We start from the raw sequence: 14,912 nt of genomic DNA on the forward strand, positions 1-14,912 counted from the left end.
TTCCCGAAAACAGTATATAAGTTTTTCTTATTTAAGAAAAGATTAATTCTCTCATTTCTAATGCTCCCTGTACAAAGAGACATTATCTCTTAGTATCAGTAATGAGGCGATTTGAAATTTCAGCCAAATTATTGCTGTTATAAAGGAGAAACTAAAAAATGGCAAGTTACAAAGTAACCTTAATTAACGAAGAAATGGGACTCAATGAAACCATTGAAGTTCCTGATGATGAGTACATCCTCGACGTTGCCGAAGAAGAAGGGATTGATCTGCCCTATTCTTGCCGTGCTGGTGCTTGCTCCACCTGTGCCGGTAAGCTCAAAGAAGGAGAAATTGATCAATCAGACCAGTCCTTCTTAGACGATGACCAAATTGAAGCAGGCTACGTTCTCACTTGTGTTGCTTATCCTGCTTCCGACTGCACAATCATTACTCACCAAGAAGAAGAACTCTACTAAGTTCAAAATAGTTCGTTTCGCCTAAAAACGGAACTAAACTCCCCTGCATGAACGAGTGTGGGGGAAATTATTATGGCTGTATCTTTTTATAACTAGCTAACTATTGGGTCATCAGGTTGGAATTTTCGATCTATGTCGAGAGATAGGAATTGAGCAGAATTTTTACATCCCCCCTAGGAGGATGGGTCTTTCTTGTTTTATGATGGGGGTAAATGCCTAAAAACTAGCAAATTCAATTGATTACGCTTTCAAAACGCGTTTGATCACTTGAAGCTTGCGTTGATAGACCGATTAGAAAACCTATCAGTCATTAAAACTATGTTGAAGCAAATTACTACAACTTTCAAAAGTTTATTCCCAGCAGAAGCAGTCCATGCCCACTGCGATGGTCCCTGTGGCGTCTATGATCCCTCTTCGGCTCGGGTTGCTGCAGAAGCTGTCCTCTCAATGACGAAAAAGCTCATTGATTTAGAGCCCGAAAACAACAGTAAAGAAGCGCAAATTGCTTATCAAAATACCTTCTCTCGTTTCGTACAGATTAAAGAAGAGCAGGCGCAAATTGCCAAAGAAGAACTCTTAATTCTCTGGACTGACTACTTCAAAGAAAAGCATTTACAACAATATCCTGATCTCCACACCACCTTCTGGAAAGCAGCAAAACTTTGCTCTGCTTGCAAAATGGAAGTTAACTTACAACATGCACAAGAATTAATGGATACTGTGCAAAAAATTCACAATATGTTCTGGCAAAGCAAAGAACGGGATATTCCTTGGTATCAAGCTAGCTAACTCAATTCGTTTAATCTTACTCTCACCGAGTTCTTGCTTCGTTTCGTAAGTAAAGGGCTCGGTTTTTTTTACTGACACCAAACGATGATGATTTAACGAAACACTTCAACCACAAAGGGTGTAATAGGAAAGTAAACTGGTGACAACCGGCGGATTTTCAAGGTGGGGTAAAACTCCGGTTTGGGGAATGACATGAAACCCTTTAATCATATTCGGACTTAAATCAGCCAAGCGCTTGCCTTGTAAAGAACGACTAAAACGCGATTGCGCGCCCCACAGTAAAACAGTTGGTGTATTTAAATTGGGCATATATTCGGCTAAATCAAAGCAGATGTCTCCTCTTAAAGAAGCGAGTGCCGCATATTCTGCATCAGGTTTCACGGCAGAAGCGAGATAGGCAGCAACAATTTCTTCGTTCAGACGAGATGGATTGGCAAACAAAAATTGTTCTAAAAAGTTTCGTACCGCCCATTCATTGGCAGCACCAACCATATAAATTAAGGAATCTAACCCCGGTAAACTCACCAGTTGTGAAGAGAGTTGTTGTCGATAATCTTCACTAAAATCGCGATAACCAGAGGGAGAAACTAAAAATAAACCCCGGAATAATTGGGGTTGTTCGATCGCTAAGCGAATAGTTAAGGCAGCGGTTAAAGAAGAAGCAATGACCCACGCAGGGGGATTAGCGACTTGTTCTAAAAGGGTGCGGATAATATTAAGGTAGTCTTCGGGGGAGTAGCGAATTTGAGGATGATGAGAGTCTCCCCAACCGATCAGATCAGGGGCGATGACTTGATGGGTGGTGGCAAAACTCGGATAAACTTGCGACCATTCATAAGCAGACGATCCCCCGCCTAAACTATGCAAAAAGACCAGAGAATTGGGTTGAACAAAGTTTTGGGGATAAAAACCCGGATCGGGGACAGAATAAACCATCTGTCCTAATTTGGTGTTGAGAGTGCGCTGCTGAAAACCAACAGGCTGATACTGTCGCATATTGCCGATACTAACTGAGACAAGGCTGACATCATCAGTTTAGCGCGAGCCGAGTTGTTGCCGTAAATGAGAGAGTTTTTCTCGCACCGATTCATGGCTATATTCATCGTCAGGGTGAGGGGCTTGACCCGGCTTTTGGAAATAGGGACGTTCTTTATACATTTGTCCCCATTGCAAATCCGCTTGTCGTACCATTTCATAGAAAAGTTCTTGGTTTTTCAAGATTTTATCGATGATTTTGGCTAAGCCCGTCAGAGGAGATTCTAAGTGCTGACTGACAACAGAATCGGATTTGATCCACCGCTTTAATACAGCTTGTAAAGCGCCAGAAGAGTCGGATAGATTGTGATCAATGAAAAGATTAATTTCTGTGGTCACTTGCACCAGTTTGGGAACGGGAGATTCTCCTTTGAGAAAGTTTCCTCCTTCGCGCGCGATCGCGCTGGCGAGAGAGTATCGTTGTTCTGATAAAATTTCTTTTTGGATATTATTCTCGCGCTCTCGTTTTTGCTTGTCGTTATGATTTTCTGAGGCGTTCATAAGCTAAGATTAAAACCCAAAGATTCACTCTTGATTTCTTATTATGACATTTTGCGAGAGAACAAGGAGCAGATGCTTCCCGGTGTTATCTAACTGAAAAAGAAGTTTATTCACTAGCTAAAATCACATGCGAGTTATTCTTCAGCGAGTGCAATCCTCAAAAGTTGCAGTGGATGGCGAAATGATTGGTGCCATTGGACGGGGCTTAAATTTACTGGTGGGAATTGCACCCTCTGATACAGAAACTGAAGTGGATTGGATGGTGCGCAAGTGTCTTGATTTAAGAGTATTTCCAAAAGAAAAAGGCGAGTCAGGTTGGCACTATTCCGTGCAAGATATCCAGGGAGAAATTTTAGTGGTCAGCCAATTTACCTTGTATGGAGACTGTCGCAAAGGACGTCGTCCTTCGTTTAGTGATTCTGCCGGTCCAGAAACAGCAGAATTTTTCTATAACCTTTTTGTTAGTAAACTCAAGGAAAGTGGTTTACACATTGCCACCGGAAAATTTGGAGCCAATATGCAAGTCAGTATTGAAAATGAGGGTCCGGTAACACTCTTATTGGAACGAGAAAATTCAACCGATAGTTAGTGAATTACATTAAAGTCCGGGGCTTGACATGGAAATTAAATAAGCCAAATGTAATCCAAAAGGCTAAAACTCCTCCTGTTAAAATTAAGACCGGCGTTGCGCCTAATTGAAACACTAAAATAGGAGCCGCTGCGGTAAAGAAACCACCCCCCATAATTGGTTCAAATAATAGTTGTTTGTAGGCAAAACTTTCTAAAGCTTCTGTTTCATTACCCGGATCAACCATTTGTAGCAATAATAATCCCGTTGCTGTCACTCCCATTGATTGTCCGATATCGCCAAGTCCACGCTCGAACCAATGGGTAGGAAGAATCCGAGGGGCAAAGAAGAGAAAGGCAAAAATATTCCAAGTAATACCAGCAACAGACAAGATTAAGAAGGGAATTAAATTTGTGCCAAGAACCGTCAGCGAAATTGACGCGATCGCGCTAAAGATAACAGCATCTAATGAAACGCCAGCAATATTTTTCTGTAGGGGTCTCAGGATTAAACTATCTAAACCAAGACGTTCCATCGTAATTTGAACAATTAATCCTCCAATTAATGCCATGGGAAATAAAGGAACATAGTTCATAATTTCAATTTCCATTTTTCCCCAAGTTAAGGCTTCTAACTCTTTTAAAACTTCTAAAATGAGCCAGCCTAAGGTTACCGCGATCGCGACAAATCCCAGATTAATGGATAACGGATCAATTAAAAGGTTTTTCTCTAAATGTTTATATTTCGTTTGTAATTGTTGTTCATCAAAATTTGAGGTGTTAGCACTCTGATCAAACGACAAACTTGTTTTGTGTCCGGAACTCAAATGACCGTTGCGGCGTCCCCAATTAATTAAAATTGTCCCGGTAACAACCCCGGAAATTAAGCCCACTGTTGCTAACCCTAAAGCAATTTCTCCTCCTTCTTCAAAACCAAAATCAGCTAACACACCTGCCATCCCAGCAGCAGTCCCATGTCCTCCTTCAAATGCCATTTCAATCAGCGCCCCTGCAATCGGGTTCATGTGAAATACAGGAGTGAGAATGAGTAACGTAATAGCTAAGCCAACCACATATTGTCCCCAAGCTAAAATCTGAGAAAATGCAACTTGCGGGGCAACTTTTTGCCAAATTTCTTTGGGACTCGGAATCGTTTCTCCTAAAAAAAGGGTTGCAAAAACCAGATTAATAAAAACACTGGGTGCTTGTGCCCAAACTGTCGCAATATTTTCTGGAAAAATGCCTTGATTGGCTAAGAAACTTGAAGCAGGAACCAGATTGCCCAAGCCTTCTTTTCCCAGTAATAAAGCCAGTCCTCCGGCGAGGATCGATTCCGGTAAATAAAGTAAGTCAAAAAGTTTAATTTTCTGCTTTAAAAATCGTCCAATGAGGAGGAATAGCCCTAAAACGATAAATGCGGCAAAAACATCTCCTAATTCAAAGCCAGTGGTGTTCAATTGACTATGATCCTTCCTATTTCTGAACTACGACAAACGATAATCCCTACGTGAATTTCGTAGAGTAGAGACAGGTTACAGTGTGGGAGCTTTTGGATGACTCAGTAGTAGCGATTATTACATTTCAAAGATGCAAACCTTCAATCAAGCGTTGAATCTCACCTAAGACAGAGAAGAGTTTCCTCTTTTTTTCTGTTTTTAGTGATTCATTATTTAATAAAAAAGCTTAAAGTCACCAGTTTATTTTATTAAGATCACTTTAATAATTCGCGTAACTTTGCCACCTCACCCGATCTCCAATCCGTACCTTGCCCCCAATGAGCACTTGACCACACGCCCCACCCCGCCAATGATGATAAAGTGCTCTTTTTAATCCCGGCTGTATTTCGTCCATCCGTTCACAGGGTTTAGCTTCAGTAAAAATTTGAATTCGACATTCACCCAACTGTAAGATTCGTTTGCGACTGTTGGCTAACTCCAGACCCCGCACCAGGAAGTTTGCCCGTCGCGCTGCCGGATCGATATTGACACCTAGTTCCATCATCACCGTTTCCCAAACTTCAGCATCAATAACAGTAACTTGTCGCCGCCCACCTTGATCGGCATTTCCAACTAATCCCCGTTGTGCCACCATTTCTGCTGCTGCCACAGCATCCATGGGACCCCGCTTAAAGCGTTTGATCCAAATCGCTTCAATTCGTCCTGCTGCCATGTTTTGACCTTCCTCATCAAACCAACTAAACTAAATCCTCAGCCCCTCTCAGAACATAATGCAGAATGATGAAACCAGCAATTACTGGCACTTTTCTTGATGAAATTACCCATGATATTCCATCTCAAAATTGGCGCGATCGCGCTTGGGAAGAAGATTTTGCTGCCATGCAACGGGTCGGGATTGATACAGTGATCTTAATCCGTGGCGGTTATAAAGAACAAGTCACTTTTGCTTCCCAGGTTTTACAAAATCAAGTGGGGATTCTTCCGGTCTATACCGACTTAGTGGAGTTATTTCTCACCCTTGCCCAACGCTATGGCATGACGTTTTATTTTGGGACTTATGACTCAGGGACGTATTGGCTTAATGGCGATTATCGAACAGAAACTGATATTAATAAAGCTTTCTGTGAAGAGTTCATTCAACGATACGGTCATCATTCTTCATTTGGCGGCTGGTACATCAGTCATGAAATTAATACTTACAATGAAGGGATGATGCACGTGTATGAAGACCTTTCTCGTCACCTCAAGCAACTGCGAGATGTGCCAATTCTAATCTCACCCTACATTAAAGGGATTAAACAATTTGGTCATCGGGCAATCTCTCTGGATGAACATACCCGGGAATGGGAATCGGTGTTTGCACGGTTACAGGGTATTGTCGATATTGTGGCGTTTCAAGATGGGAATGTGGCCTATCAAGATTTACCGGAGTATCTGCAAGCAAACCGTAAACTTGCCAGTAAATATGGCTTAACCTCATGGAGTAACGTGGAAAGCTTTGACCGTGATGTGGCATGGAAGTTTCCTCCACTCGATTTTCGTAAACTGCGCTATAAAATTGAACAAGCAGAAGCGGCAGCAATGGATAAACTGGTTACTTTTGAGTTTTCTCATTTTATGAGTCCGAATTCAATTTACCCCGCCGCACGCAATTTGCACCAGCAGTACTGGGAATGGATTTACGGTAGAGGGGGTGAGGAGGTGACAAGGTGACAAGGTGAATCTTGTTATTGCCTGTTCCCTAACGACCTAATGACTAAGGACTAATGACCAGAATACCTATCTTAGGTTAGAAAAAGTTATGGTTTCCCTGTAACTTTTTCATTACTATCCTTAAAATAAAGTAAACAAGTGTAAAGTTTTTGGACTTGTTCGTAATTATTTAACAAAATGTCGAAATTAAGCAGATATATAAAAATGTCTAATCCTTTCTTCCGTCGCTTCCTTATCCTCGTGATCAGCTGTTGTTTTGGTTTAACGGCATGGTTAGCGCAACCCTTAGCAGCGCAAGCCTATGATGACCCCTCTTTATTGCCGCAAGAAGAAACACCGATTATTGATTTAGCGAATTTTCTACCAAAGCTACAGGAAGAATCGTTAATCGAGGAAATTGAGGATTTTGAAGCGGAAACAGGTTGGAAGCTACGTATTCTAACGCAATATGACCAAACCCCTGGTCGTGCGGTTAAAAACTATTGGGGATTGAATGACCAAAGCGTCTTACTGGTTGCAGATGCTCGTGGAGGGAATCTGCTAGCGTTTAACGTCGGAGATGATGTTTATGATGTTTTGCCTCGTACCTTTTGGGTAGAACTGCAAACCCGTTTCGGAAATATGTACTATGTGCGAGAAAATGGTGAAAATAACGCGATCGCGCAGTCGTTAGATACCGTGAAAGGATGTCTAGCCAAAGGCGGTTGTAGCGTCGTTCCCGGCTTACCGAGAGAACAATGGATTCTCACCCTCATCACTTCTGTTGTCGGTGGTGTCGTTTTCGGTTTAGCTGCCCGTCCGCGCAAAGAAGACCAAGTGATTGCTTGGCAATGGGCCTTAATTTTCTCACCCCTCTGGGGCATCCTCTTCATTGCCTTCGGCATTGGACCCGTTGTCACTCGGACTGCTGACTGGTTACCGCTGCTGCGGAATGTCCTCGGCTTTATGTTGGGCGCGTTAGTCGTGTATTTAACCCCAATTATCAGCGAATCTGCCCGATCCGAAGGGAAAACTTAAAGTAAGCCTTTTGAGCGATCAAAATAGTTTTCCACACTGGCAACTTCTAATCTGAAAAAATTTCGCACTTTTTCTAAATAGTGAGGTGCATCTTCTAGCATCGGGAAATGAGCTGTTTTGGGTAACTCAAAATACTCAATACAATCAGGATTTAAACTGGCTGCTTTCAGGGCTAAGCGGGTAGGAATAATAATATCTTTTTCCCCTGCCACCAGTAGCGTTGGCACCGAAATTTTGGCAAAAGCTTCAGGCATTACCGTTGCAGCGTGTTTACTCACGGCAGTGTATATGGTGCCTGCTGCTGCGGCTTCATCAGCTAAAACATAATCTTCTAAAAATGCTTTTCTTTCTTCTGCTGGAATGGGACGATGGAGAAATCTTGCCATGAACAACCGATCCATAGTCGGAATTTTGGATAACCAATCAAAACGCAGTTTGACGACATAAGTGCCAGCGAGATGGAAGAGATTAAAAGTAATGGGATTGTAAGTAAAAATGCCACTACAGGTTAAAATTGCCCGCTTCACTTTTTCGGGATAACGCGCGATAAAGAGCGTTGCTAGAGATGCTCCCATCGAATGAGCGTTGATATAAACTTGGTCTAAATTTAATTGGTCTAAGAGTAAAGCTAAATCTTCAGCATATTCCTCCATATCAAAAGAGAGTGGGCTTTTTTCCGGTAAGCGAGAACGCCCAAAGCCTCTGATGTCATAGAGTAAACAGTCAAACTGATCGCTGAGTGCAGTGGCTGTACTTTTCCAATAGCGCCCTGAACCGCCCCAACCGTGTATAAAAACGAGTACTGGTTTCTTTTCGTTCTGATGAGGCTGACACACCCATTCATAATAATGGTCAACCCCACGAATGTTAATCACCATACACTTTGCTAATTGCATTCATAATCGTGAACACAGTATAGCAAAGGCTCTCTGTTAAGCAGAACTCAGGGTGCGATTGGCTCTACCATTGCCCAAAGGCGCGATCGCGTCCTCCTAAGAAAAACCATGCCTCAGCAACCTGATGCCAAAATCACTGCACTATTTTTATCAGCAAGACAAAGATGACTTCGGAGAAATCAACTCGATCTTCTGTCTCCTTCTTTCCAACAAATTGTGACGATTTTAAGAAATTGTAACTTTAGATACAGAAAAAAACTAAGATTAAAGTAAGGAGTTAGGGAGGTTTCATCATGTCTGTTCAACAAAAAGCTCGCGCTCTGATGAGTCGTCACCACTGCTTAATTCGTAACCGCGAACAATCCATGTTGCTCAGGGCAGTGGGAGAAATTGGCTTAGAAGCTGACGTTACTCGCTATCACAGCCAAGTTCAAGGGATGACACCCAATCGCTTTAGCCAAAGTTATGATCGGAGCCCGACAGCAATGAGCTAAGCAGATCTCTTTTAGCAGAGCAAAGGTGATTTTAAGTCAGCTCAATCACCGCTGCTTTGCCTCAATTTGGCGGACTGTTGTCAATGCCGAATAGCTCACACCAGCCGTACCTTCTCCCGGATGTGTACAGTCGCCTACTAACCAGAGATTTTCCACAGGTGTCCGATTGGCAAACCCAAACGGACCAAAGGTTGAGATTCGTTGTCCTAATCCTCCCACATATCCCGCTTCCCGAGCAGTGAAACGCGCAAATGTTCTCGGAGTTGCCGCTTCTTGGTGAATCATTGTTTCTGGGGTAAGGTGAAAATATTGACTAAGACGTTGGATCGCTGTTTCAACATAATCTTGCTTCAATGCCTCGTACTCCTCAGCAGTCGCAGTCCACCATTGAGTAACATCTGTAAAGGAAGAGGCAGTAAGAGTTGCTTTACCTTCTGGTGCCCGTCTATCTCCGGGCTGACTGACGGAAACAAATAAGGAATTTTTCTCGCCGATCGCGCCCTGGTAATTATAGAGAAACTGAAGATGAGGCGGACAATTTTGGGGAATAGCACGCCGATCTACACCTAAGTAAAGCACAAACGCACCATTAGCAGCCGGTAAGTTTTCCACTCGTCTTTGATACCCTCGTAAAAAAAGGTCAGAGGCACCAAACGAATTATCAGGGTCGGCTAATAACTTTAATAAATTCTGTACAGTCACATTTGCTACTACAACATCTGCTTCTTCTCGCCACACTGCCCCGGTTCGATCATTGCAAACCGTTACGCCAGTCATTTTTCCTTGTTGACAATGAACCCTTGTTACAGAATGGCGGAGTCGTATTTTACCGCCTTGTTTTCTTAATCCTTTCACTAAGCGCGTACTTAAAACCTGCATACTCCCTTGTAAATGCCATAACCCTTGCGGAGCCTGGGAAACGCCTAATGCAGTTGCCGCATACAATAAAGCGGTTTCATCTGCATTCACTTGGGAATAGAGCTTTAATTGCAGATCTAGAAACGTCCGTAATCGCTTGTCATCATATAGCCCCAAAACACGCAACAGATTGCCAACGGTCAGTACCGTAAACGGCAGCGTTATCAAAGTATCGGGACGGACTGCAGAAAGGAGTTGCCAAAAATCCCAGAGGTTACGAGGGGGAAGGACAGGCTCCCGTGCTTGAAAGCGCCAACTGGCTGCAAATAAAATTTCCATCAGTCGCCAAAATCGTTCGCTCCTTGGAAATTGCCGTCTTCGCTCTTCGCGCCATTGGGTCGGGTTGCGCCAAATATTAATGGGAGTGGTTTCGCCAGGAAGGTAAACGGCACAGGCTGGATCGCAAGGGGTTGCTGGAGGAACCTCAATCCCTAATTCTGTAAAGATTTGTTCATGAATTCCCCCTTTTTCTAAGCCGGCGACTTGGGTGGCACCGACATCAAATGTCAAACCATGACGTTGAAATGTAGAAGCACATCCTCCGGCAACATACGCCTGATCATAGACAGTGACAGAATAACCGCGTTTAGCTAGTAACGCTCCTGTAGTTAGTCCACCAATTCCTGCACCGATAACAACGACTGAGTTTGACATGGCAATGATGAGAAAAGACTGTTTCTATTGTAAACTTTTGTATCTTTATTCCGAAATAGAACAAATTACACTAAAATTATGTTGACAAAATCACGAAAAAATGCAAATTTATGAGCATATTTTTTAGCGATTGAAAGGTGTGGGGTATCGTGAAAAATTATGCAAGTGTGAATCAAAGCGGATTCAATCGAACGAACCAGCCGTTTTGGCAACAACCCCTAAGATTAAAATCACTATTATTAGGGATAACCGGGTTGAGTGCGATGGGGCTCTTTGCCGTCCTCACCCAATTGTCTGTCAATGCTCAAAATATTGCTCGCAATACACAACAAACAGGACAATGGCTCAATGCATCCTTCCCCGTTGAAAACTTTCAAACCTATACTTCTCCTTTTGGCTATCGCCAATCCCCAATAACGGGAAAAACACAGTTTCATCGTGGACTGGACTTAGCCGCACCAATGGGCAGTTACATCCGCAACTGGTGGGGTGGGAAAATTACTCAACTCTCTGATCATACGGCTTGCGGAACAATGGTTGTTATTCAATCAGGACAGTGGGAACATATCTATTGCCATCTCAAAGGTCGGGTGCAGAAAACAAGTGCCGGTTTAGTCTTGATTGATCGAGAAGGGGGAATTCGTTTAAGACAAGGTCAACAAGTTGCTACAGGAACTCGGATTGGGCGCGTGGGAATGACCGGACGCACCACTGGACCCCATTTGCATTGGGGCTTAAAGTATGCAGGAGAATATATCGATCCCGGCTTAGTATTACGGCAAATGTATCAAGAACAAGCCGCTGTGCAGTAATCAGAACCCTCATCATTTTCTTTGATGTGACGAATGACTGTCAACTGACTTTCAACGCTGATTTCTCATTTCAAGACTGGGTTCGCGATCGCGCAACCCCTATCCCTACTTATACAAGCTAAAATGTAACGAAATGCAAAGTATAATGAGAACGGAAACTTAAGTCAGTCAAACAACCATGCGGGTCATAATTGCAGGAGCAGGGTTAGCAGGGCTTTCCTGCGCCAAATATCTAGTTGATGCGGGACACACTCCCATCGTCCTCGAACGTCGTGATGTTTTAGGCGGCAAAGTTGCCGCTTGGAAAGATGAAGAGGGGGACTGGTATGAAACTGGTTTGCACATCTTTTTTGGGGCATATCCCAACATGTTGCAACTATTTAAAGAACTTGACATTGAAGATCGCTTGCAATGGAAAGAACACACAATGATTTTCAATCGTCCTGAAAAACCGGGAACTTACTCCCGTTTCGATTTCCCCAATCTCCCTGCACCCATTAATGGTGTTGTTGCAATTTTGAGAAACAACGATATGCTCTCTTGGCCTGAAAAAATCCGCTTTGGCATTGGCTTAATTCCTGCCATGTTGCGCGGACAAGGGTATGTAGAAGCCATGGATCGCTACACCTGGTCGGAGTGGATGGAACGGCAGAATATGCCCAAACGGGTAGAAAAAGAAGTCTTTATTGCCATGTCCAAGGCATTAAACTTTATTAACCCCAACGAAATTTCAGCCACGATTCTTCTGACCGCTCTCAATCGCTTCTTGCAAGAAAAAAATGGCTCCAAGATGGCGTTTTTAGATGGCTCACCCACGGAACGTTTATGTCAACCGATGGTTGATTATATTACCGAACGGGGTGGGGAAGTGCGCCTTAATGCTCCGTTAAAAGAGATTTTACTCAATGAAGACAACAGCGTGCGCGGATATCTCATGCGCGGTTTAAATGGCGCAGAAGATGAAGTACTGAGTGCGGATGCTTACGTCTCTGCAATGCCCGTTGATCCGTTCAAGTTGATGTTACCCCAACCTTGGAAACAAATGGACTTCTTCAAGCAATTAGATGGCTTAGAAGGGGTTCCTGTCATCAACTTGCACCTGTGGTTTGATCGCAAACTAACCGATATCGATCACCTCTTATTTTCTCGTTCAGACTTACTCAGTGTTTACGCCGATATGAGCAATGCCTGTCGTGGTTATGAAAATCGCGATCGCTCGATGCTAGAGTTAGTGCTTGCCCCTGCTAAAGACTGGATTGGCAAATCTGACGCCGAAATTGTCGCCGCCACCATGGAAGAGTTAAAACAACTGTTCCCCAAATATTTCACCGGTGAAGATCGCGCTCAGTTGTTAAAATCTCATGTGGTGAAAACCCCACAGTCTGTTTATAAAGCCACAGCTGGAAGACAAGCCCATCGCCCCTCCCAAGAAACACCGATTTCCAATTTCTATCTCACCGGTGATTACACCATGCAAAAATATTTAGCAAGCATGGAAGGGGCAGTATTATCCGGAAAATTAACGGCTCAAGCGATTGCCAAAACAGAATCTCCTGTAAGTTCTGTGGAAAAATCGGAGAAAAAGGCCGTTTCTGTGGCAAAATGATTTTCTGTGTTCCAATGTATCGATTAATGGGACAATTTTCGTGTCTTAAAGTGAACCCTATTAGCCTGCGGTGAATGCTGCAACTGCCTAACCCAGAACAGACTTGTTCCCACCCCTCCGTCGAATCCGCTTATGAGTTCTGCCGTCAAGTGACAGCGGAATACTCGAAGACGTTCTATCTCGGTACGCTTCTCATGCCCAAGGAGAAGCGCAAAGCAATTTGGGCCATTTACGTCTGGTGTCGGCGTACTGACCAACTGGTCGATGGCCCCGAAGCCGAGTTTACCACGCTCGATACCCTCGATCAGTGGGAAGAAACCTTAGAATCGATTTTTGCCGGTTATCCTGTGGAAAACCCGGATGTGGCCCTCGTAGATACCTTAGAGCGTTTTCCCTTAGATATTCAGCCCTTCCGAGATATGATTGCCGGCCAACGGATGGATTTAAAGCGCGATCGGTATGAAACCTTTGATGAGCTCTATCTTTACTGTTATCGCGTTGCCGGCACGGTCGGCTTGATGTCGAATGCGGTGTTAGGGGTGGAACCAGAGAAGGGAACGCCTCCTTGGCGAAAACAAGAACCGACTCATATTCCCACGGAAGAAGCTGTCGCACTCGGTATTGCTAACCAGCTCACTAATATTTTGAGAGATGTGGGGGAAGATGCGGAACGTGGACGCATTTATCTCCCCTTAGAAGATTTAAGACGCTTTAATTATTGTGAGGAAGATCTCTTGCAAGGGGTAATCAATGAAAATTGGCGACAATTAATGCAATTTCAAATTGAACGGGCACGAGGATTTTATACACAAGCTGAGAAGGGAATTTGTGATCTCAGCCGAGATTCGCGATGGCCCGTTTGGACAGCATTAATGCTTTATCAGGGAATTTTAGATGTTATAGAACGGAACCAGTATGATGTATTTAATCAACGGGCGTATGTTCCGAAAGGCAAGAAATTTCTCTATTTACCTATTGCTTGGTTAAGAGCACAAGTGCTTTAATAATTGGGAGGGAATCTGGAAGAAAGGGAGATTAACAATGACCAGTGACTATTTAACCGAGAGAGGATGAGAGGGCGACAAGGAGTTCAAGCACATCTTTATTCCCTACTCCTGATTGCCTGTTGGCTAAAGAACAAAGCATGAATAACCAATCACCCTATTGGAAAGATGATCAATTGGAAAACACTACCCACACAGCGGGGAATTTATCAGATCACCACTGGTAGTGTCAGTTACGTTGGCTTATCAGACAATATTCAACTCCGCGTCAAGCAACATTTAGAAAGTTCTTCCTGTCGTTCTCGTATTATCCTCGATACCAAGAAAGCAAAAATTCAGATCTTGGAATTACTCCCCAATAGTGATGATAAGACGCTTGCCTTGCGAGAGTGGTATTGGTTTTCCAAACTCAAGCGGAAAGGGCACATTATGGTCAATGACCCGAAAACGTTGGGCAAAACTAAAAGCGGGCAGTTTTTTCCCTCTCAAGACGCGATCGCGCAAACCAATTCACCCTTTTCTTTTGGCTGTGGTGTCAAGCTAGCAGGAATAACAACAGTCGTTATCGGATTTTTCTGCGCTGGCTTTTTAGCAGCAGGAAATATGATTCAACATCGGGTCTCGAATCAACCAGATCCCCCAACCGAGAAGTCCTCACAAACCAACTCAGCCTCTCAGCGTCCCAGTCAGCAGGAAAAACAGGAAGGGACGAATCGTAACATCTCTGCCGAGTTAGAACCCTTAAGTGCTTGTATTACTCCTTTACAACGCGGCAGTGCCAAAGAAGCCATACAACTCTTACAACGTCAGTTACAGCAACTCGGCTATTACGAAGGAGAACAGGATGGCATGTATGGTCCGGGAACGGAAGGGGCTGTCGCAGAATTTCAACGGGATCACAATTTAGGGGTAGATGGTATTGTCGGTTGTCAGACCCAAGTTGCGATTAATCAGGCATTACGTTAATTGTTAGTTAGGGGTGACAACCTGG

At 43.6% G+C, this 14,912-nt stretch carries 16 protein-coding genes; 10 read left to right on the forward strand and 6 right to left on the reverse strand.

Features of this window, described 5'->3' with window-relative positions:
* The first annotated feature begins 158 nt into the window (after positions 1-158).
* The gene (locus GVY04_07370; GenBank protein NBD15960.1) at positions 159-458 is read left to right on the forward strand and encodes a 2Fe-2S iron-sulfur cluster binding domain-containing protein; all 300 of its coding nucleotides are present in this window, start codon (positions 159-161) and stop codon (positions 456-458) included.
* Between the two features lie 318 nt (positions 459-776).
* On the forward strand, positions 777-1,247 hold the full coding sequence (gene sodN / locus GVY04_07375; protein ID NBD15961.1) for a superoxide dismutase, Ni: 471 nt from the start codon (positions 777-779) through the stop codon (positions 1,245-1,247).
* Positions 1,248-1,352: 105 nt separating this feature from the next.
* Here sodN and GVY04_07380 read toward each other — a convergent pair whose 3' ends face one another.
* Together GVY04_07380 and GVY04_07385 are read right to left on the reverse strand one after the other, a co-directional pair.
* Positions 1,353-2,243, reverse strand: coding sequence for an alpha/beta fold hydrolase (locus tag GVY04_07380; protein ID NBD15962.1), 891 nt, complete (start codon positions 2,241-2,243; stop codon positions 1,353-1,355).
* Positions 2,244-2,282: 39 nt separating this feature from the next.
* Positions 2,283-2,783 (reverse strand): hypothetical protein, encoded by a 501-nt coding sequence (locus GVY04_07385; GenBank protein NBD15963.1) that lies wholly within the window; start codon positions 2,781-2,783, stop codon positions 2,283-2,285.
* Positions 2,784-2,910: 127 nt separating this feature from the next.
* On the opposite strand from GVY04_07385, the gene GVY04_07390 reads away from it, so the two are divergent.
* Entirely contained in the window at positions 2,911-3,372 is a 462-nt protein-coding gene (locus GVY04_07390) for a D-tyrosyl-tRNA(Tyr) deacylase (protein ID NBD15964.1), read from the forward strand.
* Positions 3,373-3,376: 4 nt separating this feature from the next.
* Here the strand turns inward: GVY04_07390 and GVY04_07395 are convergent, their stop codons facing one another.
* Entirely contained in the window at positions 3,377-4,807 is a 1,431-nt protein-coding gene (locus GVY04_07395; GenBank protein NBD15965.1) for a sodium:glutamate symporter, read from the reverse strand.
* Positions 4,808-5,066: 259 nt separating this feature from the next.
* Complete coding sequence (locus GVY04_07400) at positions 5,067-5,519, reverse strand: MOSC domain-containing protein (GenBank protein NBD15966.1); 453 nt, start codon at positions 5,517-5,519, stop codon at positions 5,067-5,069.
* Between the two features lie 68 nt (positions 5,520-5,587).
* Between GVY04_07400 and GVY04_07405 the strand changes: the two genes are divergently transcribed.
* Complete coding sequence (locus GVY04_07405) at positions 5,588-6,520, forward strand: DUF4434 domain-containing protein (protein ID NBD15967.1); 933 nt, start codon at positions 5,588-5,590, stop codon at positions 6,518-6,520.
* Positions 6,521-6,724: 204 nt separating this feature from the next.
* Complete coding sequence (locus GVY04_07410; GenBank protein ID NBD15968.1) at positions 6,725-7,537, forward strand: TPM domain-containing protein; 813 nt, start codon at positions 6,725-6,727, stop codon at positions 7,535-7,537.
* On the opposite strand, the gene GVY04_07415 is transcribed toward GVY04_07410, so the two are convergent.
* Positions 7,534-8,433 carry an alpha/beta fold hydrolase gene (locus tag GVY04_07415; GenBank protein NBD15969.1) on the reverse strand — a complete coding sequence of 300 codons (900 nt, stop codon included), beginning with the start codon at positions 8,431-8,433 and terminating at the stop codon, positions 7,534-7,536. The two genes, GVY04_07410 and GVY04_07415, sit on opposite strands and share 4 nt — an antisense overlap.
* Before the next feature lie 293 nt (positions 8,434-8,726).
* Between GVY04_07415 and GVY04_07420 the strand changes: the two genes are divergently transcribed.
* Positions 8,727-8,927, forward strand: coding sequence for a hypothetical protein (locus tag GVY04_07420; GenBank protein ID NBD15970.1), 201 nt, complete (start codon positions 8,727-8,729; stop codon positions 8,925-8,927).
* Between the two features lie 45 nt (positions 8,928-8,972).
* Here the strand turns inward: GVY04_07420 and crtD are convergent, their stop codons facing one another.
* Positions 8,973-10,499: a C-3',4' desaturase CrtD gene (crtD, locus tag GVY04_07425; GenBank protein ID NBD15971.1), complete on the reverse strand. Its 1,527-nt coding sequence runs from the start codon at positions 10,497-10,499 to the stop codon at positions 8,973-8,975.
* Between the two features lie 263 nt (positions 10,500-10,762).
* On the opposite strand from crtD, the gene GVY04_07430 reads away from it, so the two are divergent.
* The 4 genes from GVY04_07430 to GVY04_07445 all read left to right on the forward strand — a co-directional run bounded on the left by GVY04_07430 (position 10,763) and on the right by GVY04_07445 (position 14,887).
* Positions 10,763-11,311, forward strand: a complete 549-nt coding sequence (locus GVY04_07430; protein ID NBD15972.1) for a peptidoglycan DD-metalloendopeptidase family protein — start codon at positions 10,763-10,765, stop codon at positions 11,309-11,311.
* 178 nt (positions 11,312-11,489) lie between these two features.
* Positions 11,490-12,917: a 15-cis-phytoene desaturase gene (pds, locus tag GVY04_07435; protein ID NBD15973.1), complete on the forward strand. Its 1,428-nt coding sequence runs from the start codon at positions 11,490-11,492 to the stop codon at positions 12,915-12,917.
* Positions 12,918-12,991: 74 nt separating this feature from the next.
* On the forward strand, positions 12,992-13,921 hold the full coding sequence (locus GVY04_07440) for a squalene/phytoene synthase family protein (protein ID NBD15974.1): 930 nt from the start codon (positions 12,992-12,994) through the stop codon (positions 13,919-13,921).
* A gap of 168 nt (positions 13,922-14,089) precedes the next feature.
* A complete protein-coding gene (locus GVY04_07445; GenBank protein ID NBD15975.1) occupies positions 14,090-14,887 on the forward strand; it encodes a GIY-YIG nuclease family protein in 798 nt (265 codons plus the stop codon).
* Positions 14,888-14,912: the final 25 nt, after the last annotated feature.

Source organism: Cyanobacteria bacterium GSL.Bin1, from assembly GCA_009909085.1.
In the GTDB taxonomy this organism is placed as follows: domain Bacteria; phylum Cyanobacteriota; class Cyanobacteriia; order Cyanobacteriales; family Rubidibacteraceae; genus Halothece.